Below are 22,288 nucleotides of genomic sequence, written 5' to 3' on the forward strand. Positions count from 1 at the left end.
TGTCGAACTCGCCGCCTACCATCAGGGGCGGGCGCGCTGGCTGGAGGTACTGCAGACTCTGGGAGAGAACGAGTGAGCTCACTCCTCACCACCGCGTGGGGTCGGCAGCCATGACGTCGACCCTGGTTTGAACGGTCAGACGAGAGATCGTCTCCTTGGTGCCGCCGATGCCGGCCCAGGGCGGGTCGACATCGGAAGCGACACACCAGGCGTGGTCAGCTGGCCAGACCAATGCGGCCGGCGGCATGGAGTCGGGCCCGGTGACGGCACTCCACCGGCCGACCTCGCTCAACGTTCCGGTGAACAGGTAGTAGCTACGGTTCGGAATGAGCACAGTAGGCGGACCCGGGTCGATGTCGCGATCGATATCCGGCCAGCCGTCCCACAGGCAGAAGTAGCACCGATCGGGAGTCGTCGTCTCCGCTTTCAGCAGCTCGCAAAGTTCATTGAAGACGGGTGCGTCGCCTTGTTCTGTGAAGGGGCGTGGCGGGATCTCAGGCCTCGGCGCTTGTCCCTTGTCGGGGACGTACCGCAGTCGGGCATGCGACTCGAACATGCTGTGTGGTCCGAACTTCGCCAGCTCGTCCCACGGCACCGTCGATTCCGTGATCCACCGGGCGGGATTCGGAACGCTCGAGTACTGCAGAACCATGTGGTCAGTCAACCAGGCCGTCGGGTATGTCGGGGCGCGTCGTGGAACAAAAGAACGAGCTAGTCGAAATTGATGGGTTCCGGCGTTCATCGCACACGGCTACGCACTCCACCGGGCGGAGATTCTGCTGCTCTGTCTTAACTTCCGGCCGTGCCGTGGTCCGAAGTTCGCGTAACTGAGGTCATTTTGTGATGCGTGAAGGACCGAATCGCGGGTGAGGTGGATCCCAGCAGAGCAGAGCAGTGCGAGCTCCAGCGTCAGGAGCGACGTTACGCTGGACGAATGGGCCGACGAACCGTCTTCGACGTACCAGCACAGCGACTTGCGGACGATCTCCTGGACGTCGGGCGAGCCGACCTCCACCGCCGCATCACCGAAGCGCTGTGCGGCAGTCCGCTCGTGGAAACGATTGTCGGCGATGTCCAAGACGAGCTGGCGAGGGTCGTCGTCGACCAGCGTATCGCCGAACGTGACCGCCAAGAGGCGACCCGACTGATCAGCGTCGGCGACAACCTACTTGCGGCGATCGGCCGCACCGGAACTGTGTCCGTGGCTTGGCGCAAGACACCCCGCGAGGGCGATCACCCGAGCCACGAATCCTCACGTCCTCTGCGTGAGGCCGACGGGGTTTATCAGGGATATTGGGGAGGCGAGGAGACCTACGAGAGCTCAGCCGAATTCGAGACCCTGACAGATGCTTTGGAATGGGCTCGGCTGCGTGCACCGCACGTGCGTGTAGCCCCGTGGTGGTACAACTGCACCTACTATTGGGCCGGCGATGGACCGCCACCTGTAGGAATGGACGCAATACCGGACGCCGAACACTGAATCCCCGGCACGCGTCCTTGTCCGTGCCTGTCGCTTCCTGGCGTGTCACCAACGCGCCTCGACTGCGTTGCACCATGCTCCTGGCTGACAGCCACCGAACTGTGCGTATATCTGTGACCATCTGCGTGGGTGCAGACTGCGATGCACGAGGAAGGCGCTCCACTTCACTAGTCTTCACTTTCCCGTCGAGAAGGAGGTCGGAATGGGTGCTCATGATGCTCCGGCGGACTTCGAGGCTGCGGTCATGGCGTTGTACGCAGTCCGCGACCGCGAGAACATGGCGTCGACCGTTGCGGCGTTCACCCATCTCGCACGGACCCACCCGGATCACGGTCCTGCACTGTTCGAGCTGGCGAACGCCCTCGATGCCGATGGGCAGGAAGCGCTCGCCGAACGGCATTACCGGCAAGCCCTTGATCTCGGGATCACCGGTGACAGGCAGCGCCGGTGCGTCGTGCAACTGGCAAGCACACTAACCGAGCTCGGCAAGCCCGACGACGTCTTGCTCCTACTCGTCGACGTCGGCGCCGAGCACCCGGAATGGGCCGAGGTCGGAGTGTTCAGGGCGATCGCGGAGCACCGCGCGGGACGACCGAATACTGCTGTGGCGCAATTGCTGAGCGTCATTACCGAGCACAACGGGAACCAGGACCTGGACCGGTACCGCGCTGCGTGGCGCGAGGCCGTCTCCGCCATACAGAGTAGCGAGCACGACTCCGTCGAGTGAACGTGGCTTGCCGGAACGCTGGTTCGGCCGGTTGGCAACGGCGCCGCACTACGGCATCGCGATCGACCATTCGCGACCGATGCCTGTGCGTCGCAGACTCTCCTCCCACAGTCTTTCGGCTTCATCCGGGTCGATGGCGTAGGGCTGGACGCCGCCGTCTGCCATGGAGCCTCCGGGTATCGCGGTGGGAGCGATGTCGCAGTCCTCGCAGTACACCCCGCCCCTGCCGGTGAGATCGGTGGACGTCGCGGCCCACAGTCCTGTTGCGGCGCCTTGCACTACGGATTTGAACGAGGTATCGATGCCGTTCCCGTCCTCGTCGACCCACTCGAGGTCGATCTGCTCTTGGAGCGGGAGGTGGCGTTGCAGGGGGGTGAGGATGGCACCGGGGTGCAGGGAGAACGCCTCGATCCCGTCCGCGGCGCCCAGTGCGGTGAGTCCTCTTCCGAACAGGATCATCGCAGTCTTCGACTGACCGTAGGCCTGCCACTTGTCGTAGCCGCCGGTGAAGTCGATATCGGACCACCGGATGGGGGAGAGGTGGTGGCCGGCGGATGAGTACAGCACCACTCGCGCGCTGTCGGCCGTTGCCAGGAGCGGCCACAGGTGCATCGTGAGCGCGAAGTGCCCGAGGTGGTTGACCGCGAATTGGCTCTCCCACCCCTGCGTCGTGCGTTCGAGCGGGGTGGCCATGATGCCGGCAGTCGCGAACAGCAAATCGATCCGGTCGACGGACTGCGCGATTTCGGCGGCTGCGGCGCGGATGCTGTCCTGGTCGGCGAGGTCCATCTCCACGACCTGCACACCGGTGATGCCGTCGAGTGCTGCGCGGGCGGTGTCGACGCGGCGTGCGGGGACGATGACATGGGCGCCGGCGCGGGTGAGCGCGGTGGTGGTGTGCAGTCCGAGGCCGGAGTATCCGCCGGTGACGACCGCGACTTTGTAGGTGAGGTCGACACCGGCCATCACCTCCTCCGAGGTGGTGGCAGCGGTGTAGGGCGTACCGAGAGGTGCTTGCTCGACCGAGGACATCATGTCTGCAACGCTACGATCTAGAGCGTGGTCGAGGTCAAGAGACGGGAGGCGTAGATGTCGGATGATGAACGCGCCACCGTCTTCTCGATCGGTGACGTCGCCCGTGTGACAGGTCTCGGTGTGCACGCGTTGCGGTTCTACGAACGCAATGGGCTTCTCGTCGATCCGATCGAACGGACACCCGGTGGTCGACGGGTCTACAGCGAGACCGACGTGGAGTGGTTGACGGTGTGCGTGAAGTTGCGTGAGTCCGGGATGCCGCTGGCGGAGTTGCGCCGATTCGCGGCTCTGGTGCGCCAGGGGCCGGGGAACGAGCCGGACCGGCTGCGTTTGCTGCAGGAGCACGAGAAGCGTGTGCGCGCTCAGCTCGCGTCGATCACTGATTGCCTCGAGGTCATCACCGGGAAAGTGGCGATCTACCGACGCCACGTCGCGAGCGGCGCCGCCGCCGATCCGTGGCTGTCGCGCTGATGCGATGCCGATGAAGCGCCCGCCGACGGCGTTGCAGTTGCCCAGGCGGCGTACGTCACCGAAAGATTGCGGTTGAGCAGGCCGACGCCCAATATCGCTGCACCAGGAACTGCACCAGGCCGAGCAGGCGGATCAACTGTTCTCTTACAGGCCTTCAGCTCTGACTGTTTCGGCGTGGTGATCGAACGCCAGGGGAAGTAGGTCGGTTGCGACGACACTGATCAAACCTCTCGGCCCGGGGACGATCACCCGTATGTCGGGGTAGTGGTCGGCGAGTATCTGGCGATCTCGACCGCACGGGCTCTTGACCCCTCGGCCGTGATTGCCGACTGCGACGATGTGAGTCAGGTCGAGTGCACCGCCGGCTCGTGCAGCGCCGAGCGCCACCAGCTCGGCACAGGTCCCACCGGTGAAGTGATAGACGTTGACTGCCAGGAAGATACGACCATCTGCGGCTCGTACCGCCGCTCCCATCGTGTGGACGCCATCCTCGTCCGGGCCCGCGTCTGTGGCAGCGTCGATAGTGTCGCGAGCGGCCTGGACCAATGCAAGTTCGAGGTCAGTGACATCGGACGCGGAATCAGGAAGATGTGGTGTCACGATCGCAGACTACGAGGGCTCGACGCCCCCTGTTGTGGAGCCCTCCCAGGAGGGAGATCACCTTTCTTGTTTCGAACCCGTGCGCCGGCAGTGTCCGGTTGTGACCCGCTGGCCGAGTTGCGCACCCCGTTCTCGGACCGGTTGACGAAAACGCGCGTTCGAGCGAACCAAGTGTTACGGTCTTCCACTACGGAACTAGTTGAATGAGGTTGAGGTGGCGATCGCGTATCGGATCGACCGGACGTCAGGAATTCCTACGTATCTGCAGCTTGTGTTGCAGACGAAGAGTGCGCTCCGGCTCGGGAACCTGGACGTCGGCGACCGCCTCCCCACGGCCCAAGAGGTGGTGAGCGCATTGGCCATCAATCCCAACACGGTGCTCAAGGCGTATCGGGAGTTGGAGCGCGATGGCCTGGTCGAGCCGCGACCGGGGGCGGGAACGTTCGTCGTCTCATCCCTCGTGAAGCCGGGGATGGCGGAGCAGGCAGCGTTGAGGCGTGAATTGGACAGGTGGGTCGATCATTCGGTGGCGGCAGGACTCGAGAGGTCCGACATGGAAGCCCTGGTGACAGCGGTGCTCGATGCGAGATCGACCGCAACGGAGGGTAGTGATGGCTGAGTCCGTATTGTCGATGGTCGGGGTGTGCAAGGCATTCCGGAAGACGTCGGTGCTCGAGAACTGTTCGTTCGAGGTGCCCCGCGGTTCTGTGACTGCCCTGGTGGGCTCGAACGGTGCCGGAAAGTCGACGCTGATGTCGCTGATTGTCGGGCTGCTGGCACCTGATGCGGGGTCGATCACCGTTCTCGGTACATCTGTAGGGCAGCAGGGTATCTCGCCCGGGCTGTCCTATCTCGCGCAGCACAGGCCGCTGTACGGGAGATTCACCGTCGCGGACATGTTGAGGTTCGGCCGCGAGACCAACCAGCCGTGGGACCAGCAGTACGCCACTCGTCTGGTGGCGGCGGCGGGTATCTCAATGACGTCGCGGGTCAGGGCGCTGTCACCCGGACATCGCACGCGTGTGGCATTGGCGGTGGCGTTGGGGCGTCGGCCCGAGGTGTTGCTTCTCGACGAGCCGTTCGCAGACCTCGACCCGGTGGCTCGTCGCGACGTGGCGCAAGCCCTGATGTCGCACGCAGCCGAATTCGACACGACCATGGTCATCTCGTCCCACGTGCTGGCGGAACTCGCGGACATAGCCGATCACCTGATGCTGTTGAGCCATGGTGCAGTCCGGGTGTCAGGGCCGCTCGACACCGTGACCGCCGACCACTACCTCCTGCGCGGGCGCGGTGACCCATCGGATGTCATCGGAACAGGTTCGATCGTGTCGGAGATGCCCGGGACAGGCGGAGCGGTATTCATAGCGCAGGGTCCCAAGCCCGCTGACGCAGGTGAGTGGCAGATCGACGACGCCACCCTCGACGACATCGTCATAGCTCATCTGACCGGGCGGAGCAGCGAATGATCTGGGTGACATGGCGGCAATGCCGCCGCACGATAGTGGCGGGCGTCGCCGTCCCTGTCCTTCTTGCAGTTCTCGTTGCAGCGGTGACAGTGGCAGTGGGTGGTTCCCCGTCGTTCGGGCTGTTGTTTTTCCAATGCTTCGGATACTCCCGTTCCGAGTGTTTCGCAGAGTCGACGATCACGTCGGCGACCCTCGCGACCACTGCCTTGCCCGTCCTTCTCGGCGTCTTCGCCGGCGTCACATGCTTCTCCCGCGACATCGAGTCCCGGACCCACGTACTGGGCCTGACGCAGTCGGTCAGCCGACGTCGTTGGTACTGGACGAGAGTTCTGGTGGTGTTCGTTCCGATCACCGCAGCGATGGTGGTTCTCGGCATGACGATGTTCTGGGCACGGTTCTGGACCCTGTCAGGGGTCTATGCGTTCCCGGGGACGTTCGATTCCCGGCTGGCCTTTCCCCAATTCGGTTCCGTGGCAATGGTCCCCGCCGGCTACACCGCTATGGGCCTGGTGATCGGTTCTACATGCGCATTGCTGGTGCGGCACACGGTGGGCGCGATGATCATGACGCTGGTGGTGACTGTCGTTGCGCTGGTGGCGTTTCCGACTGTGCTTCGCGAGCACTATGCGACACCTCAGGTGGAGCGGCTGGAATTGGAGGACGTGTTCGGAGGTGGGTACGCGTCCTACACGGACTTGATGCCGGGCGAGTCTTTCTTCCCCCGTTGGGTTGTCGGTTCCGACTACGTCGACAGCAGTGGGGCGCGCGTGGAGGTCGGACTCGATACGTGCGCGTCGCGTAACGACTCGTGGGTGGAGCCGGACGACAACGAGACCACCGCTCAGTACGAGGCCCGACTGGACGCGGCGTACGTTGCCGCAGCGCGCGAACGCGCCGACTGTCTGCGCGGTCTCGGAGTCGACCACTACGAGAACCGATTTCATGCGGATGAGATGTTCTGGCGTTTCCAGATCACCGAGACGGCGCTGTGCGTCCTGGTGGCGGTGTTGTTGGCAGGCGCATCGACGGCGTCGGTGCGGCGACTTCGGCCGTGAGTCAGTCCGAGGACAGAGAGTAACTCCGACGGCGAGCGGAAACGGCCGGATGCCCCCTGTGTTGACGAGGTCGAACGGTTCCGGGGCAGCAGGTCTCCTCGTGCGAGGAGTCAACCTCGTGTGGCGACGTCAGGATTGCCGACGTCTGCGCAAACGTCGTGGTCAGCGGTGGGGAGCGGTCATCCGTGCGCCACCTTGCTGACGAGTGTCAGTGCGTCGAGCGCGATCAAGGCCGGCGGTGCGACCGACCCGTTCTCGCGCTCGCGCGGCAGTTCCGCCAACATCGCACGTCCATCGATGTCGACCAGCCAAACCAAGGGAACAGGCAACGAGTCCACGCTGGTGAAGCCGAACCACGACTCGGGTCGAGACGGTGCAGCGATCGCAGCCAGGAGCGGACGAAGGTCACCAGATCGGCGTTCCTCAATCACCACGAGCGCCTCCGCGCCCGGCGACCGCGACGGTTCAGGGACACAGACCACGACATCGACCGGCGCGAAGTCGTCGGGAACGGTCCCGGCCCTCGGAAGACCCGTCTCGACAGCGCCACTGCCACCGGTCACCACACCTGTCACCCCGGGTGCGGTGCAGGTCGGTGCAGCGACGACCTCGGCCGGTTCACGGGGGATGGTTCGAAAATACCGGTCGTACCAGTACGGCGATGACACGACGACCAACACGAGCGCGACTTTCAGAAAGCCGGGGAGCCACCAGAGTCGTCGACGCAACGACCGACGCAGTTCCATTGCCGGAGCCTAGGGCACGCGGCACGCGGCACGCGGCACGCGGCACGCGGCACGCGGCACGCGGCACTCGGGGTGCTCGACGATCGTGACTCAACACCGACGACGACTGCCTCGAGGTGGAGACGAGGCCCGTCCTGCACGTCTCGGTGTCATCGACCCGACTGTCCGCTGGTCAGCGGTCGCCGCGGCAGAACACACCTTGGTCGGGGTCGGCCCATGGATCGGGAGTGAGATTCCCGCAATCCGCGTGACAGGTGGACCGATGTAGTCAGCCAGCTGAGGACACACGTTCTCGAGTGCCGCTGGGCTGTCCAGACGCGACCGCTCCCACACCGCCTGAATTCCGGACTCGTCGATCGAGTTGCACGCCGCCCGTCCCTACTGCGCAACAGACCTCTCAGAACGCGAAACGGCACCCCCGAATACGGCTGGCCGACGGGAATGACTGATCGGGGTAGGTTCATCGCTGGTCGTCGAAGAGGGTCTGCCAGTAGTCGACGTACTCCTGCTCGGTGATGTTCGGCTCGCTGGAGTCCAAGCACACCGCGGCCCGATCGACACCACTCGGGACCCGTTCGGTTCAAAGTGGTCATCACAGTCGTCTTCGCGACTAGAAGTAGTCGTTATAAGGTTGCCGCAAATTGTAGTAGCTGACCGCGGCCGCGCTTCGCTGTTGATCGGGAGTCAGCCCAAGCTTTTCAAAGATCACTAAGTGCAGCAGGGTTTTGGTTACGTAAGTTAGAGCGGGTCTGACCGTATGCGGAATCTTGCCCATCCCGTCTAAGTTTGAATGACCAATCGCATTTCGCGCATTGACGACCCAAGAAACCCACTTGTCCTGGTCACGGAGCACGATGGTGACGGCCTCACTGTCGGGGATCGAGGCGAGTTCCTGCATTCGGGTCGCCAAACCCGGTTGATTTCGTCCGATTGCTGACATAGCCCAGTTCCGCGCCTCGTCGTCAGGCACAGTCTTGATGTGTTCCCTGAGGTCTTTGTACTTCTGCGCCGACAGCCCGGTTGAATTCGGGAACAGAATACGGTGAAAACCCTCAGCGGCGGAGGCGGCGTTGAAGAGCTTGTTCTGGAAGTACCCGTGGCCACCGTAGTCGAGACTGAATAGTACTGAACCCGGCATCCCTAGCTGCTCTCGCAAGCACAACCATTCGGTTACGAACCGCTCGGGGACAGTGCTCAGCGCGAACACCGGGTGCCAACGATGTTCAATCACCGGGTCAGTTTTCATTCTTACGTGGACAGTGGAACCGTCGATGCTGGTCAGAACGGATGACTCGATCCGACAGTCCGCGTTGCCCGCCACGGTGAGGAGATCTAGCAGCGATTGCGTCGTGGCACCGAAGCCCGCCCAATTCCGGGGTTGATTCGACTCGATGAGCAATTGAACCTCTCGGCCGACGCGCTGCAGGCTGAGCTGCTCTTCAGGACATTGCGGATTGGTGATCTGCTGGGGTAACGGCGGCTCGACAGAGCCGCGTGTTGCCCAATCAGTCAGGTTGGAAAGGCTCGCCGACTGCGCGACGAAGATGGCGTCATCGGCGGACTCGATGTGAACGCCGATCAGAGCCGCATGTACGTGGACTTCCTGCCTCGACCGACCAGAAGACAAGACCAAACAGCCCAGCAGCGTTACCGGTCTGGCGTCCGCGGTCTCACCCCAAAGAATTTGACTACGGTCGGTCGACGGGACGAAATAGCCGTCGAGTTCGAGGCGAAGGGCGCCGTCGTCGACAGTGATGAGGTTGCCGGCAGTTCGACCATCCGTGAGCGGCATCCACCACTGCCCGTCCTCTACAATCTCCGGTCTGCTTCCTATATCAGAAGTCATGGCAGTCCGATCACTATGGCCATTCAATTGGTTCGCTCGTAGGTCATCCAAGGGGGAACGCCTACGCCGCCGCTGATGATTGCCACCAGCGCATCCTCCACCGCCGAACGTCGCACTTTCCAGTCGTCCTCCCACACGATGACCAACGTGATGCCTCTGCCGACAGCGGCCGTCGCTTTCGCCACGTGCCTGTGTCGCACCTCCGGGTCGGACTCGTCGTGCCAATAGACGCCGTTGTACTCAATCCCAATTTTCAGCTCGGGGAGGCTGATGTCGAGTTCCGTTCGGTTGCCAAGCGAGCTGCGGTCATTCTCGAGTACCGTGAGGTTGGGGGCGACTGATGCGATGAACGCAGCGACCTCCTTCTCGCCCCTGCTCCAGTGGGGGAAACAGAACGGGCATCCCGTGCCTTCCGCAGAGGTTCGATACGTGACTCGGGTTTCCCATTCGTGGCCCTCGGCGCAAGCCCACCAGATCGACTGGGACGAACCGAACGTCACTTGATCCGGGCGAAGTTCTCCGTTGCGTGTCGGATGCCACTCGGCAGCAATGTCCGGTCGTCGCGAGGCGAGGTCGGTCTTGCCGACGATTGCTCGTCGTCCGGAGCAGTACGGGCAGCCGTGGCCCTGGGCCCGATCCTTCACTGTCGATTTCCACTCGTGGGAGTGTTCGTCTCGCCACCACACATTGCGCTTGGACCCCGGTGAGACCGAGGCAGGGGATAGCTCGCCGTTCGTGGTGGGATGCCACTGATGCGCGAGGTCCGGGCGCAGCGTGACGAGGTCCCCTGTACCCCGCACCGGGCGACGACCAGAGCAGTAGGGACACCCGTGCCCGCCGCCGGTGCGGGTGGCGATTCTCGCGTGCCACTCGTGGCCGTGCTCGTCCAGCCACCACACCGTGCGCGTGGACCTAGCTGCGCAGTCACTTGGCCGGAGGTTGCCGTTCTTATCTGGATGCCACTGGTCGGCAAGAGCGGGGTCGATCAATAGTAGGTCGTTATACCCCGAGAGCACGCGGCTGCCGGAGCAGTACGGACATGAAGTACCGCGCACTCGTTCTCGGACCTCGGCCTCCCAGTCGTGTCCGCAGCCTCCGAGCCACCACGCCTTGCGTGGTGTGCCGTCGATTGTGGTTTCGGGCATCCGATCACCGTTCTTCGTTGGGTGCCATTGCGCCGCAATCTCGGGGTAGCGGGTAGTCAGGTCGTTGAACCCGGTAAGTACCTTCTTGCGTGTGCAGTACGGGCATCCGGACGATCGGCCCACGCGGTTGGCAACGGTTGCGTCCCACTCGTGCCCGCACGGCCCCAGCCACCACACCTTCTTGGTCGATCCTCGGGTCACCTGAGCAGGAGTCAACACGTTTCTGGCTTGGTGCCACTGAGCCGCGATGTTCGGATGCGAATCTGCGAGCGAGTCCACGCCCACCATTCAACTAGGTCTTCCGTGAATACACACGGGGTGTCTCAGTTCTTGGTCCGGGGGGGGGGGGGGCGTCCTGGTCCAAGTGAGGTCGTAGTCTCCATCAGGACCAGGACGGTTCATTTCCTGACCGGTGGAGGACGAGAGCACGCGAGCCCCGCAGCACGCTCGGTAGTCGACGGGGTCCAAGGCGAGTCGCTGTCGTTGCGGCGGGCCGGCTCCGCAAGCAGCTGGATACAGGTCGAAGAGTCGTGCACGGCGTAGGTTCGATGAATGATCGTTGTGTGGGGTCGGGTGCGAGGCGCTGCGGTTGTGTGCTGCTCGGTCGCGCTGATCACGGCCGGGTGCGCGGGGACGGAATCGTTCACGTACCCGCCGGCCGAGGTGTTCCCCGTTGCCGACTGTGCGTTGACGGACACCGTATTCCTGTTGTCTGACAACGGCATAGCGCGTCCCGATGATGGCACCGTCCCCGGTCCGCTGGGAGAAGGTTCTGTACCTGCGAATTTCAGCCCAACTAGCGTGGTGCGGTGTGAACGTGGTGTGGATGCTGCGGGCAACGTCTTCATCGCCGCGGTGACCCTCGGCGGCGACGTCGAGGAGGTCGTTCGGGCGTTCAAGGTTCCGTCCGAAGGGGAGGCAGGTACCTCGAATTCGTCGTGTGCTTTCACCGAGGACGCGCCGGTCGGTCTGTGGTTGGTGTCATCGGATGGCTCCGCAATTAGGCCGCAATGGCCGACCACACTCTGCGGGTACCAAGATGCGCCTCTTGCGGCTGTGAACGCGCTCGCCGAGGCGAGCCGGACGACGGTGGCGACTCTCGGGTCGGCGTCAGTGCCTGGTTCGTGCGGGCAGTCCAGCGGGTACGCGTTCCCCGCGACCTCGGAAGCCGATGCCGAAGGATCGAGAGCGCAGGACATCGCTGCATTCCATCTGATGGTGCCGACCTGGGATGTGTCGGATCTGACTGTGTGTCGGTACCGAACGACTCCCGCTGGCGACGCTTTCGTGGACGCGGGGACACTGCCGGCGGAGATCGGTCAGGATGTGGTGACGCGATCCTTGGGCGCGCCTGCGGCGGAGCCGTGTCGGCAGGTGGCCAGCGAGGTGGTTGCTGGTCGGTTGGTTCGCCCCGATGGTTCCGGTGGCGGCATCTTCGCGGCCGAGGTGGACGGATGCGGCCGCTTCATGGTTCCGGGAGTATCCGGCTACAGGCAGATGCCGAACGATCTGCGCGACGTGCTCGCAGGCTAACTGCGGAATTTCCCGGTCTCTAGTACCGCTGGCCTCACCCGTGAGCGGTGAGGGGACATGCACAAAGTGCGCCCGCCTTGCCTGAGCTGATGGATGGACATGAGTGGTTAAATTTCGGGCGAGCTGGGCAGAGCCAGCAACACGGGATCGATAGGTGGATGCACCGGCTCATAAAAGTATCGAGACCACCTTCTGATAGTCGGCCCAAGTCGGTCCGGGTACAACGGTTCTCGCTGTGATCGAGGTGCTCGCTGCTGTGCGTGCACCTCGAACAACGCAACAGCGCACTCGGCCATAGCGACAGCAACGCTGACCCCATCCACGATCAGTCGCGACATGTCCAGTTCGCCGCGGGGCATGTAATCCAGCGGCCATTTAAGCCCGTGCATGACGGCAGAACTTGTCGAGTAGAACTCAGATGCTGTGTCTTCGAATCCGAAGGCTTTGCGACCGAACGGTTCGCCTTCAGCCGCGTGGGCCGGTGGGTGGTTGTCCAACCACTTCGCTGCGAACCGCACGACCCCATCGTTCGAACGTACGGAGGCTTTCGGTGTGATGTTCTCACCTCGTCGCAGCATCGTCACGCGTTCGTCGAACAGTCGAACATGCTCCGCAAAGTCTCTGTATAGTTTCGTATCAGCGAAATCAGAGTCGCATTCGAACCTTCGGGCGGTCGATTTGTGATACTAACGCTGAGCATTCAGCTCCGAGGTGGTGAACCGCACGCTCAAACCGCGACGCATCTGACGATCACGGTCGGACAGTAGCCATACAGTGGTCGCCGCCGACTCGGTTGCGGTACGGCACTGGGCGAGGATCGACGTTCCGTGACTGCTGTGCGACTTCGGTTGCCACTCGATCAGTTCTGCCGCCGAGCAGAGGCAGTCGGCAGCATTCATGATTGGGAATAGGGCTGTCGCACTGACCATATTGCTCGTGTACTCATTCATGAACCCCCTGTCATCGGCGGCCAGGCTGCTATTCGGGTCCACGGATTGAGGGTTGAGTGCCCATGTGAACAGCTCCTTACCACGCTGCGCCCGCTTGAGTGTCCGGTGCATAGCGTCGACTGTTGTCAGCTTCTCGGACAACCGAGCAAACAGCTCGGCAGGGTCCATATCGTCCAGTCTTGAGTCCATATCGGTTCCCCCGCTTGTTTGATGATCCGTCTAGGCCAACGCCAACTTTATGAGCGGAACAAGTGCTCGAAGTTTTTGTCGCAAACTATGATGCGGGTGGCCGGTCTATCGGAACAGCCCACCTCGAGCGCCTCCACGCCTGGCGACATCGACTGTGCAAGGACACAGGCCACGACATCTACCGGCGCGAAGTCGTCGGGAACGGTTCCGGCCCTCGGAAGTCCCGTCTCGACAGCGCCACTGCCAGCGGTCACCACACCTGTCACCCCGGGTGCGGTGCAGGTCGGTGCGGCGACGACTTCGGCCGGCTCACGGGGGATGGTCCGGAGGTACCGGTCGTACCAGTACGGCGATGACAGGACGACCAACACGAGCGCGACTTTCAGGAAGCCGGGGAGCCACCAGAGTCGTCGACGCAACGACCGACGCAGTTCCATTGTCGGAGCCTAGGGCGCGCCGTCGCCGGGGATGCTCGACGATCTGGACCGGTCACCTACGGGGTCGCCTCTACCTGGCGAAGCCCCTGCCCGTCCGCAACACGGAAGTAGTCGCGTGTCGACGCTCGGTGCACCTGTGCAGGAACGTGCCTTCCCGGGAGCGATGACCTGTCCCATCGCCCTTGCGTTGCCTCAGCCAGGTAAAGCACTGCCGCCGAACAGGTATTCGTTAGTCGGTGTGCCGTGTGCCCTGGCAGAGTCGAGACGCATTGCTAGGTCAGATGCGTGCGGAATTTGTGTCGACCACGATGCCTACCACCTGGACGAGTGCCGTTTCCGGCATGGTCGGATAGTAGTTCGCTCGCAGTTGCTCGGCGAAAACGTTCATGTCGGTACCCGTTGGTTGTCGAGCTGCGGTAGAGGTGAGCTGCGCGATCGGGTGGGTCTCGATGAAGGTCACGCGTCCGGTGAGGGTCCGCAGATCGGGATGGTTTCCGAAGACGAACAGCGCCGGGCCCAGTTCAACGTTTTCGTTCCACCGCACGGTCACGGTCTTCGTGCCGGTCGTCGTGTCCAGGTAGTGCTTCTCGTGGAAGTGCACGGTTCGGTGTGGACGGGAGGGCGTCATCTGCTCACGATAGGTGACCAATCAACATTCAAGGTTGCCTGGCGTAGCTACGGCGCAGAAAAGTATCCACCCGGCCTCACAGCATCGGACCCATCCTTTCGCACCAGCCGGTATATTTCGCGATAGCTCACGAAGTCCATGGAGGACAGGATTGGGCAAGCGTGGAGATCGAAGATCGCGACGCGTCGGCGTTGGAGGTGCACCGCGGATGAAGTACACGCGCTTCGCCTGGCTCGGGACAGTCATCGTCACCGTGGCGTTTTCGGTCGGTTGCACCGTCCCGAATCCGGCCACCGACGCACCCAGTGCATCGGTACAGGCGGATCGCGGCGCCGAGTGTCGACGGTTCGACTCGTTTTCGGGCCGATTCATCGTGGGTGACCCGCCGGAATCGACCCCCGGACTAGTTCCTGTCCCGGCCGACGGCGTGGTGCCTGGCGTAGCCGTTCCCATCCTCGGTTCGGTCGTTGTTAGAACCAGCATTAGCGGCACCGTCATCACTTACCCCGTTTCTGGTGACGGGCAGGTCGGGTGGACTGCACGGTTCGTCCAAGCGCCGCTCCTGAGAGGGACATCCGACACCGTTGGAGTCTCCGGTCGGTGCCTGCTGCAGCTGGACCTGACGGGCGTGGACTCGAACGGCGCCGACTACGCCTCGGAGCGACCTATGTTGTCCAAACCTGATGGGGACTCGTCGGTGGTGGAGGTGCTGACCTACCAGAGCAGTGACAGTTTGTTGCAGTCATTCGTCGGGATGCGGGGCGGCGACCCCAATGTGACCGTCAGTGCAACGCGTTCGCCGGAAGCGATCAGTGTCAGCGTTTCGTCTTGACCTGCGGTTGGTTCGAGAAGGGATCACCGTTGCTTCACCTCGTGGTCGACCGCCTCGTCCTCGGATTCGACGACGTCGAACAGCGCACCCACCACAGCGGTGGCGCCCTCTGGGCGGCGCCGACATATCCACGCTGGCCCTCACCGTCCCGACGACGACAACGACTGACACAGGACCTAGATCGCCGTGACTCGGTCCGAGACCGGGGCTGACCAGGTCGCGGAAGGTTAAGTCACGTATCACCGCAGTGTGGTCAGTCGGAGCAGTCGCCCTCCATTTAGATAACGTCGCTGCAGTTACTGGTTGGTCTGGCTTGTCCGGCCTCACTGCGAGTACGAACCCAGAAAGTTGCCGAGGCGTTCGACCGCCGTCGTGAGAACGTCCACGTCGGGCAAGGTCACGAGCCGGAAATGATCGTGCACATCCCAAACATGGCGTCCCAGATGACATAAAGCGTCCGACAGACTGCGGGAGCACGGCACGGCGAGTAGCCGTGCTCGGCTCATCCGGATCCGGAAAATTGACCCTCGCCGGACAGCTCGCCCAGCTGCTCGACACTATGAAGCCCGCTGCACCGTCAGGACTCAGTCACCCGTACATGATTCACTGCGTCTTGAACAGGGCCTACAGGTGGTCCGAATATGGTGCGCGGCGCCAGAACCACAATCCATCCATCCGGATCCACGAAGGTGGCAGCGCCGTTCTCGGTCCAGTAGGGGTTGGCGGAGGCGATGGGCGTCTGACCGCGCTCTGTCAGGCGGTCGCACGCTCTGAGCAGAGATTCGGGTCCGTCGAGGTAGAGAACCAACTGATTCTCGGGGTTCGGATCCGGAATTGAGGGTGCAGCGCGGACGTGAAGAAGTTCCATCTGGACCGAACTGTCCGGCAGCCCGAACACCACGCCGTCATACCCATGGTGGTCAAGCCACTGCGCCAGTACCGGTAGACCGACGATGTCTCGGTAGAACGCTAGGACCTCGTCGTACCGGGCCGTCGGTCGAGCGAACCGCACGGCGCTGACGTCAAGTTGATGCGGCCAGAACGCTTCCATCCCCAGACACTCTCACGGACTCCCCGCTCTGGTTCAGGCATGTCGCACGCAAGGCATCGACAGATGACCCTGGTTCAAGGATCTGGTCACGTCGCGATGGGTCACTGCTAGCCTGTCAGCATGACATCACAGAAAGGCGCATGAGCGCCGAAATTTCGCGCAGGTCGTTGCGACCGCGCCGAATATTCCACTCCGCCGAGCACGCGTGGGTGATCGACAGTACTCAACCTGTTGCCGCTGTGTTCAATTCTCTCACAGCAAAATTCGTGAAGCTCGTCTCCTGGGTGGACCTGCCGCTGGCTCCGCCGGCACGAGGCACCGAGGCCCGATCAACGCCGCGGATTGACGCGGACGAGGGCGGGTTGTGGATACAGAATCATCCTGACGGGCCACTTGCTCGCGTCACCGTCGACGGCATCTCGCACGCCGAGTACGTCCACGGTGATGGCTTGATCGCCGCGGGTCACGGGGGAGCGTATTGCCACACCGCGAAGAAACGCCCCAACGACATCGCGTCCTCGCCCGATGTGCCACCTAGACCTCGCAAACGCCGGCAATCGTCGCTTACGTTCGTGCTACCCGGAGGCGGCACCGAGAACGTCCCGGTGGAGGGCTTCGTCTTCGGCATCGGCGTGATCGAGCGAGTGATCATCGTCAAGGTGGAGCACGAACCCTGGGTTAGGGTGCCCATCGACGGCGACTCGTCACCGGTTCGCTTCCGATTGACCTGGCAGACAACCACGTTGCACGTACCTCTCGACGAACCTCGCCCCGAACGGATCTCCCGCACCGAGCACGAGGCGACGGAGCACCTCGGCGATACGGGCAGCGAGTACGCCGACCTCACCTACAACGAGAAGCACTACCGCAAACGGGCGTCCGGCGGCGAGTGGAGATGGCATTGGGGGCTGGACAAACCGTTCGGAACCACCACCGTCATCCGCGGCTACCGCGCGAACGTAGTCGAACGGACGATCGAGTGGCCCGGCGTCCGTCTCATCGACGGAACCGTCGCCGACGACCGGCTCTGGTCTGTGACCACCGCATTCGACCCTGAGACCAGGGTCGCCGTCGACGGCATTCAGATCGTCGACACCGACGGTGTTGTCTCTGCGGTGCCGATCGGCGGGGTCGACATCACCGACCATTGTCGGCCCGTCGGTCCGCGGCCCCTCGACCACGACTCGTACGTGGCGTTCTGCGTTCGTCGGATAGACAGAATGATTCGCGCAGGCAAGGCAACCGGTTTTCGGGCATCGTACGTCGGGGATTGGCCGAGCGGGCAGTTACACATCGCCTTCGAGCACGACGATTACCCCGGGCTGACACTGGTGGCGCGGAGGAACCTCTATGACGAGTTCGGAGTGAGATTGGACGACGTCACAGATTACATAGCGGTGGAACTGCTCGAGCAGGCCGGCACGAGGGCGTACCCGGCTGCGGACAGGGCCGTCGACGGGATTCTCTGGGTGTGATTCGGCTGCCGTGCGCGCCATGTTCGCAATGTAGAACGGGCCGTCGGTCTACCTTCCGATGACCGGTGTGTCGGGTCATGCGGGGACCGCTGGGCGCGAATGGCACTGCCTGCACCATGCCGCAGGGTGGATCGGTCAGGTTCGACGGCACCCGCGCGTTCGCGGACGCGTCTCGAACATGTGTGCCCCCCGTCGGGGTCAGTGTCAGCCGTTGGAGGGTCTCTCCAGCAAGCAGAGGGTCCAGCTTCCGTCGTATTCGACGAGAGGGATGGTCACGGTCGATGAGGTGGTCGGGGGGTCTGAACTCTCGATCGACATGGTCACGGGTACGGATGCCGCATCGCCGGTGATGGTGGGGATGCCGATGTCGTGCAGGATCGTTGGGAACGAGGGTGGGTTGCGTCGGTTCTCTGCGCGGCGACACAGGAGTTCTTGTTGAGCTCGGCGACGTCGCCGGTGTTGTAGGCGTCGAAGTACTTGCGCATCGTCTCGGTGATTGCGGTGCGGTCCTGTTGCGTCTGGGCTGGGCTGGTTTCGGCGAGATCGTGTGTGGTGCATCCGGTCATGCTGAGGGCCAGCGCCGTGAGGATGGCGAGAACGTGCCCGTATCGCTTCCGGGTGACCGCCGTGGCCTGTATCAGTGCTGGAGTGCACACGGACCCCGACGACTCCGTGTGATCCCCGCGCGACTCGCTTGGGGAGCGACCGTCTCGGTTCCGGCTGCCGCGGGGCGTGGCCGCCGCTGGGGCGAGTGGTGTCGCTGACCGGGCAGGGGCTGATGGTGCGGTTCGAATCATCGATTTTCGTTACCCAGCAACGTGTTCATCTTTCTTTCGCTGACAGTGCGCCCGGACTTTCTGGCTCGAATTGTGTGGCCGAGTGAGCGGGACGCGACGACGAGGCCGCCCAGGATCGCTGCGATGACGAAGTTTCTGTTGCCTGTGATGGCTGAATCGCATCGGCTATCGAGTGAGGCGGTCGGAAGTGTCGGGAGCCGTGCCGCGGCCTCGGCCGGGTAACTGTCGGGCAGGCTCACGACGAGTTGGTCAGCGGCGATCGGTCGGAGAACGGTCCCACAGTTCACGGAGCGTGGATCCATGGTGTCGCCGACACTGCGCGAGACGGTGCGCGTCATGTCCCTGACCCCGTACAGAACAGCCACAAGTGTGATGGCTGCCAGGACCGTTGCGCACGCGACGTGCCAGGCGCGTCGTCTCGGTGTGCGGGATTGCGTGTTGGTACGCGCCACCCACATCATGCTGGCCGCGAAGGCCACGACGGTGGTGGTGATTGTGATCCACCAGATGTCGGCGATGACGAACAGCAGCCCGTACAGGTACGCCGGAAGGCAGAGCCAGAACCATGCCGTCCACGGCCACGGTCGTTGCAGGGTCTGCATGCGTGCATCGTAGAACCCTTCGGGCAACGCGACCGACGACCAATTGTCATGTGGCCATTTATTCGGTCGGCACAGTTTTCGCGCGGCGAGGGACAAGCAGTATCGAGACGCAAGGCTACGGCGGTGAACTGAAGAACCCAGCGCGGAGACGCGGCGGCGGCGACTGGTCCGAATCTGAACACGGAACGTAACTCGGGGGCACCGCACTGGTTCGGGACCGGTGTTCATCGAACACAATGAGGTCATGAGCGATCCTGGTGAGAACGTGACGTGGACTGTGGTGTTCGACCGTGGCCGCTTCTCGGAGGTCCACAGCGGCAATGCGATGACGTACGCGGAGGCGTATGCCGCAGTGTTACAGCAGGCACGTGACGTCCGCGCAGCCCGCGAAGCAGATCTGATGCCGTACTGCGTCATCTCGGTCGGGCAGCGGCCCCATGACGAGGTGGCGATTTCGATCCCGCTGAAAGACCTCGCCCTGGACGACAGTGCCCTGATCCAGCGCATCGAGACCGAAACGGCGACTCAGCACCGGCGCCGAGAAGAGTACGAAGCACAGCTTCGACCCGGTGCGCCGTCGGCAGGTGGAGCACGGTACGACACGGTCTCCAGTTCCGTCGGTGCTCAGCTGGATCGCGTGACTGCCCTCGTCACTCGAGGCGACCTCGAGTCTGTCCAGTCGAGTGAGTCGGCCGCCGGATCCCGAGTCGATCGAGAACAACACCGGGTGTCGGGCCCATTCGAGTGGCCGAGCGAACTCGTCGAACTTTCCAGCGTCGACACACCGATCGTGCGACTGACACCGTGGGGACCGTTGTACTCCGCCGACCAGATGGTCGCTGCGCGAACACTGTTGATCGAACACCGGAGAGCTTCCCTTGCCCTGAACGAGCCCGACGACGACCAGTTCCAGGGGGCGGTCTCGGATACCGAGCCGGCAGGGACGCAGGCGTTTGCCTTCCTGGATGGGTTCGTACCCATCGCCGGTGACGACGAGGACTACCTGGTTGTCGATGTGCGTGCCGGCGACCTACACGGATGCGTGACCGTCTATCACCGAGAAGGTGACAGCCCAGGCGCACTATGGGTGTCAGTCAGTGCAATGCTCTCCGATCTCGCGGACAGCATCGAACTCGGCGCGGTCTTTCACTCGGTGTGGGTACCGGCGATCACCGGCGATGGACGGGTGCAGTGGGACGCACCCTGAGGCGCTACGTGCGTTTCACCGGTGCGGGGTGGTTTTTGTGTGCAGAGCCACGCAAACGACGGTGGTGGCGAGCATGACGGTTGCGCCGATCCACGCGGCGGTGGTGTACGCGGTGTCGTCGGGGAAGTGGCCGTCGGTTCCCGCGGCGAGAGTCAGTCCGCCGACAGCACTGCCGAGCGAGAACCCGATACTGCGGACGACCTGGTTGACGCCCATAGCGCTGGAGGTTTCGCGTTCGGGTGTGACAGCGAGGATCACTCCGGGCATCCCCGAGGAGAAGCTCCCGACACCGAAACCAAGAATGGCCATCGCGGCCAGTACCTCGACGACGGTGGTTCGGGCGGTGGCGAATACGACGAAGCCGACCAGAACGGTGCCGGCGGCCGCGGCGAGAACGAGTGGGGCGCCGAATCTCCCGCGGGCCCGCGGTGTCAGTTTGCCGGCGACGAAGCCGAGAGCGGAGAACGGTACGAGGACCAGTCCGGCGGCGAAGGTGCTCAGCCCGAAGCCGTATCCGGTGTCGCCGGGAGTCTGCGCATAGCGAGTTATCAGCGTCAGCAGCAGATACATGCCGATTCCGCCGATGAACATGGCGATGTTGGCGCCGGCGACGGTCGGGTGGCGTAGCATCCGAACGTCGACAAGTGGTGCGATGCAGCGGTTTTCCACGACCACCCACGCGCCGAGGATCAGGACACCCAGTACGCCCAGTGACGCCGCCACGGTCAGGTGGTCGGTCCAGACGGTGGTCTCGCTGGCAAGGAACAGCACGAGGGACAGCGCTGCGGCGAGCAGTACTGCACCGGGGATGTCCATCCGAGATGCGCGCCCGGCAGGGGAGCGGGGGACATGGAGGTAGGCGGCAGTGAATGCCAGGACGGTGACGGCGAGCCCCAGCCCGTAGGCGGCGCGGACACCGCCCAGTTCGGTGAGCAAGCCTGCCAGTGGGTAGCCGATCCCGATCCCGATGGTCGATGCCACCGACACGAGCGCGATCGTCGAATCGGACTTGTCTTCCGGGAGGTGGTCGCGGGCGACGCCCATCATCAGGGCGGTCAGGCCCAGTCCGACGCCTTGCGCGGCTCTGCCGAGCAGCAGCCAGGCGAAAGGCACGGGTACGACAGTGAGGATGCTGCCGGTCACGACGACGGCAAGGGTCACCAGGATCGCGGTCCGCCGGTGTGGGCCGGCGCCGAGCCGCCCGAGGACGGGGGTGGCGATCGCGCCGGCGAACAGGGTGATCGTCAGTGTCCATTGGGCGCTGGCCAGTGATACATCGAAAGTCGTTGCCACACTGGTGATCAGCGGCGCCCCGAGGCTGCCGACGGCGGCGACGACCAGGGCGATGAACAGCAGCGACCCGACCAGGAACCTCGGCGGTTCGTCGTGGACGGCCTCGGGGGGCGTCATCGGTTCGTCTCGCTGGTTATGTGGTCGAACAATCCCGGTCGGATGCGGGTCTGCACGCCGTCGCCCCACGGGTCGGTCACCTCGGAGATTTCGAGAGCAGCAGCATTGTTGAGCAACATGCCGAACGCGAGGAACGCCTTGATCGTGACGGCGTCGAGTCCGGTGACTTCGGCGACGGTTGTCCACATGCGACCGAAGCTGGTGCGCACCGCGTCGCGGACCTCCGGATCGCCGCACGCCGCGAAGCCTTGCAACTGCAGCAGCAACGAACTGCGATCGTCGAGCAGCTCGTAGTAGCGGGCGCCCATCAGCGACAGCGCCTCCCGGCCGGTGGCGTCACCGGCCGCCTCGCACATGCCGGTGGTCAGCCGGTCGAACGCAGAGGTCATCACCTCGAGGAAGAGAGCCTTCTTCGTCCCGAAGATGCGGAAGATGTAGGCCTGGGTGATTCCGGCCTGCTGGGCGATCGCCTCCGTCGACGTCCCGCGGAGCCCGCCGTCCGCGAACTCCCCGGCTGCGATGCGAAGGATCTGATCACGTCGGTCGTCGCGACTCATCTTCGGCTGGTGCGGCATGGCTTGCCACCTTCGTGGTAACTGGTTA

General features: G+C 63.5%; 23 protein-coding genes. 10 read left to right on the plus strand and 13 right to left on the minus strand.

Annotated features, from left to right (window positions below):
* Window positions 1–85 precede the first annotated feature (85 nt).
* Entirely contained in the window at window positions 86–652 is a 567-nt protein-coding gene (locus tag OG947_RS17090; RefSeq protein WP_328812439.1) for a hypothetical protein, read from the minus strand.
* 282 nt (window positions 653–934) lie between these two features.
* Between OG947_RS17090 and OG947_RS17095 the strand changes: the two genes are divergently transcribed.
* Both OG947_RS17095 and OG947_RS17100 read left to right on the plus strand, forming a co-directional pair.
* Window positions 935–1,480, plus strand: coding sequence for a hypothetical protein (locus OG947_RS17095; protein WP_328812440.1), 546 nt, complete (start codon window positions 935–937; stop codon window positions 1,478–1,480).
* A gap of 277 nt (window positions 1,481–1,757) precedes the next feature.
* Complete coding sequence (locus OG947_RS17100; protein ID WP_328812441.1) at window positions 1,758–2,207, plus strand: tetratricopeptide repeat protein; 450 nt, start codon at window positions 1,758–1,760, stop codon at window positions 2,205–2,207.
* A 48-nt stretch (window positions 2,208–2,255) separates the two neighbouring features.
* On the opposite strand, the gene OG947_RS17105 is transcribed toward OG947_RS17100, so the two are convergent.
* On the minus strand, window positions 2,256–3,242 hold the full coding sequence (locus OG947_RS17105) for an oxidoreductase (protein ID WP_328812442.1): 987 nt from the start codon (window positions 3,240–3,242) through the stop codon (window positions 2,256–2,258).
* A 54-nt stretch (window positions 3,243–3,296) separates the two neighbouring features.
* Here OG947_RS17105 and OG947_RS17110 point away from each other — a divergent pair, with 54 nt between their 5' ends.
* Window positions 3,297–3,713, plus strand: coding sequence for a MerR family transcriptional regulator (locus OG947_RS17110; protein WP_328812443.1), 417 nt, complete (start codon window positions 3,297–3,299; stop codon window positions 3,711–3,713).
* 144 nt (window positions 3,714–3,857) lie between these two features.
* Here the strand turns inward: OG947_RS17110 and OG947_RS17115 are convergent, their stop codons facing one another.
* Complete coding sequence (locus OG947_RS17115) at window positions 3,858–4,313, minus strand: cytidine deaminase family protein (RefSeq protein WP_328812444.1); 456 nt, start codon at window positions 4,311–4,313, stop codon at window positions 3,858–3,860.
* Between the two features lie 214 nt (window positions 4,314–4,527).
* On the opposite strand from OG947_RS17115, the gene OG947_RS17120 reads away from it, so the two are divergent.
* The 3 genes from OG947_RS17120 (at window position 4,528) to OG947_RS17130 (ending at window position 6,837) form a co-directional block, all read left to right on the plus strand.
* The gene (locus tag OG947_RS17120) at window positions 4,528–4,932 is read left to right on the plus strand and encodes a GntR family transcriptional regulator (protein WP_328812445.1); all 405 of its coding nucleotides are present in this window, start codon (window positions 4,528–4,530) and stop codon (window positions 4,930–4,932) included.
* Window positions 4,925–5,782, plus strand: coding sequence for an ABC transporter ATP-binding protein (locus tag OG947_RS17125; protein WP_328812446.1), 858 nt, complete (start codon window positions 4,925–4,927; stop codon window positions 5,780–5,782). Before OG947_RS17120 ends, OG947_RS17125 begins: the two co-directional genes overlap by 8 nt.
* 206 nt (window positions 5,783–5,988) lie before the next feature.
* Window positions 5,989–6,837, plus strand: a complete 849-nt coding sequence (locus OG947_RS17130) for an ABC transporter permease (protein WP_328812447.1) — start codon at window positions 5,989–5,991, stop codon at window positions 6,835–6,837.
* Between the two features lie 1,356 nt (window positions 6,838–8,193).
* Here the strand turns inward: OG947_RS17130 and OG947_RS17135 are convergent.
* Together OG947_RS17135 and OG947_RS17140 are read right to left on the minus strand one after the other, a co-directional pair.
* Window positions 8,194–9,375: a HEPN domain-containing protein gene (locus OG947_RS17135; protein ID WP_328812448.1), complete on the minus strand. Its 1,182-nt coding sequence runs from the start codon at window positions 9,373–9,375 to the stop codon at window positions 8,194–8,196.
* Between the two features lie 77 nt (window positions 9,376–9,452).
* Window positions 9,453–10,853: a zinc-ribbon domain-containing protein gene (locus OG947_RS17140; RefSeq protein ID WP_328812449.1), complete on the minus strand. Its 1,401-nt coding sequence runs from the start codon at window positions 10,851–10,853 to the stop codon at window positions 9,453–9,455.
* 408 nt (window positions 10,854–11,261) lie between these two features.
* Here OG947_RS17140 and OG947_RS17145 point away from each other — a divergent pair, with 408 nt between their 5' ends.
* A complete protein-coding gene (locus OG947_RS17145; protein WP_328812450.1) occupies window positions 11,262–12,107 on the plus strand; it encodes a hypothetical protein in 846 nt (281 codons plus the stop codon).
* A gap of 686 nt (window positions 12,108–12,793) precedes the next feature.
* On the opposite strand, the gene OG947_RS17150 is transcribed toward OG947_RS17145, so the two are convergent.
* The 3 genes from OG947_RS17150 to OG947_RS17160 all read right to left on the minus strand — a co-directional run bounded on the left by OG947_RS17150 (window position 12,794) and on the right by OG947_RS17160 (window position 14,311).
* Window positions 12,794–13,246, minus strand: a complete 453-nt coding sequence (locus tag OG947_RS17150) for a hypothetical protein (RefSeq protein WP_328812451.1) — start codon at window positions 13,244–13,246, stop codon at window positions 12,794–12,796.
* Window positions 13,247–13,293: 47 nt separating this feature from the next.
* Window positions 13,294–13,683 (minus strand): hypothetical protein, encoded by a 390-nt coding sequence (locus OG947_RS17155; RefSeq protein WP_328812452.1) that lies wholly within the window; start codon window positions 13,681–13,683, stop codon window positions 13,294–13,296.
* A gap of 277 nt (window positions 13,684–13,960) precedes the next feature.
* Complete coding sequence (locus OG947_RS17160; RefSeq protein ID WP_328812453.1) at window positions 13,961–14,311, minus strand: ASCH domain-containing protein; 351 nt, start codon at window positions 14,309–14,311, stop codon at window positions 13,961–13,963.
* Between the two features lie 208 nt (window positions 14,312–14,519).
* On the opposite strand from OG947_RS17160, the gene OG947_RS17165 reads away from it, so the two are divergent.
* Window positions 14,520–15,143 (plus strand): AMIN-like domain-containing (lipo)protein, encoded by a 624-nt coding sequence (locus tag OG947_RS17165; protein ID WP_328812454.1) that lies wholly within the window; start codon window positions 14,520–14,522, stop codon window positions 15,141–15,143.
* Between the two features lie 577 nt (window positions 15,144–15,720).
* Here the strand turns inward: OG947_RS17165 and OG947_RS17170 are convergent.
* On the minus strand, window positions 15,721–16,194 hold the full coding sequence (locus tag OG947_RS17170; protein ID WP_328812455.1) for a VOC family protein: 474 nt from the start codon (window positions 16,192–16,194) through the stop codon (window positions 15,721–15,723).
* Window positions 16,195–16,460: 266 nt separating this feature from the next.
* On the opposite strand from OG947_RS17170, the gene OG947_RS17175 reads away from it, so the two are divergent.
* The gene (locus OG947_RS17175; RefSeq protein ID WP_328812456.1) at window positions 16,461–17,669 is read left to right on the plus strand and encodes a hypothetical protein; all 1,209 of its coding nucleotides are present in this window, start codon (window positions 16,461–16,463) and stop codon (window positions 17,667–17,669) included.
* Between the two features lie 320 nt (window positions 17,670–17,989).
* Here the strand turns inward: OG947_RS17175 and OG947_RS17180 are convergent, their stop codons facing one another.
* On the minus strand, window positions 17,990–18,325 hold the full coding sequence (locus tag OG947_RS17180; RefSeq protein ID WP_328812457.1) for a hypothetical protein: 336 nt from the start codon (window positions 18,323–18,325) through the stop codon (window positions 17,990–17,992).
* A gap of 137 nt (window positions 18,326–18,462) precedes the next feature.
* Window positions 18,463–19,068, minus strand: coding sequence for a hypothetical protein (locus OG947_RS17185; protein ID WP_328812458.1), 606 nt, complete (start codon window positions 19,066–19,068; stop codon window positions 18,463–18,465).
* A gap of 244 nt (window positions 19,069–19,312) precedes the next feature.
* On the opposite strand from OG947_RS17185, the gene OG947_RS17190 reads away from it, so the two are divergent.
* Window positions 19,313–20,275, plus strand: a complete 963-nt coding sequence (locus OG947_RS17190) for a hypothetical protein (RefSeq protein ID WP_328812459.1) — start codon at window positions 19,313–19,315, stop codon at window positions 20,273–20,275.
* Between the two features lie 15 nt (window positions 20,276–20,290).
* Here OG947_RS17190 and OG947_RS17195 read toward each other — a convergent pair whose 3' ends face one another.
* Both OG947_RS17195 and OG947_RS17200 read right to left on the minus strand, forming a co-directional pair.
* Window positions 20,291–21,685: an MFS transporter gene (locus OG947_RS17195; RefSeq protein WP_328812461.1), complete on the minus strand. Its 1,395-nt coding sequence runs from the start codon at window positions 21,683–21,685 to the stop codon at window positions 20,291–20,293.
* Entirely contained in the window at window positions 21,682–22,260 is a 579-nt protein-coding gene (locus OG947_RS17200; RefSeq protein ID WP_328812462.1) for a TetR/AcrR family transcriptional regulator, read from the minus strand. Before OG947_RS17200 ends, OG947_RS17195 begins: the two co-directional genes overlap by 4 nt.
* Window positions 22,261–22,288: the final 28 nt, after the last annotated feature.

This window comes from Rhodococcus sp. NBC_00297 (assembly GCF_036173065.1).
Lineage (GTDB): Bacteria > Actinomycetota > Actinomycetes > Mycobacteriales > Mycobacteriaceae > Rhodococcoides.

Bases quoted from the DNA above. Each gene is read 5' to 3' on its own strand.
- OG947_RS17090 (WP_328812439.1), bottom strand. From the start codon at position 652: ATGGTTCTGCAGTACTCGAGCGTTCCGAATCCCGCCCGGTGGATCACG.
- OG947_RS17095 (WP_328812440.1), top strand. From the start codon at position 935: ATGGGCCGACGAACCGTCTTCGACGTACCAGCACAGCGACTTGCGGAC.
- OG947_RS17100 (WP_328812441.1), top strand. From the start codon at position 1,758: ATGGCGTCGACCGTTGCGGCGTTCACCCATCTCGCACGGACCCACCCG.
- OG947_RS17105 (WP_328812442.1), bottom strand. From the start codon at position 3,242: ATGATGTCCTCGGTCGAGCAAGCACCTCTCGGTACGCCCTACACCGCT.
- OG947_RS17110 (WP_328812443.1), top strand. From the start codon at position 3,297: ATGTCGGATGATGAACGCGCCACCGTCTTCTCGATCGGTGACGTCGCC.
- OG947_RS17125 (WP_328812446.1), top strand. From the start codon at position 4,925: ATGGCTGAGTCCGTATTGTCGATGGTCGGGGTGTGCAAGGCATTCCGG.
- OG947_RS17135 (WP_328812448.1), bottom strand. From the start codon at position 9,375: ATGCCGCTCACGGATGGTCGAACTGCCGGCAACCTCATCACTGTCGAC.
- OG947_RS17150 (WP_328812451.1), bottom strand. From the start codon at position 13,246: ATGGACTCAAGACTGGACGATATGGACCCTGCCGAGCTGTTTGCTCGG.
- OG947_RS17155 (WP_328812452.1), bottom strand. From the start codon at position 13,683: ATGGAACTGCGTCGGTCGTTGCGTCGACGACTCTGGTGGCTCCCCGGC.
- OG947_RS17160 (WP_328812453.1), bottom strand. From the start codon at position 14,311: ATGACGCCCTCCCGTCCACACCGAACCGTGCACTTCCACGAGAAGCAC.
- OG947_RS17165 (WP_328812454.1), top strand. From the start codon at position 14,520: ATGAAGTACACGCGCTTCGCCTGGCTCGGGACAGTCATCGTCACCGTG.
- OG947_RS17170 (WP_328812455.1), bottom strand. From the start codon at position 16,194: ATGGAAGCGTTCTGGCCGCATCAACTTGACGTCAGCGCCGTGCGGTTC.
- OG947_RS17185 (WP_328812458.1), bottom strand. From the start codon at position 19,068: ATGCAGACCCTGCAACGACCGTGGCCGTGGACGGCATGGTTCTGGCTC.
- OG947_RS17190 (WP_328812459.1), top strand. From the start codon at position 19,313: ATGAGCGATCCTGGTGAGAACGTGACGTGGACTGTGGTGTTCGACCGT.
- OG947_RS17195 (WP_328812461.1), bottom strand. From the start codon at position 21,685: ATGACGCCCCCCGAGGCCGTCCACGACGAACCGCCGAGGTTCCTGGTC.
- OG947_RS17200 (WP_328812462.1), bottom strand. From the start codon at position 22,260: ATGCCGCACCAGCCGAAGATGAGTCGCGACGACCGACGTGATCAGATC.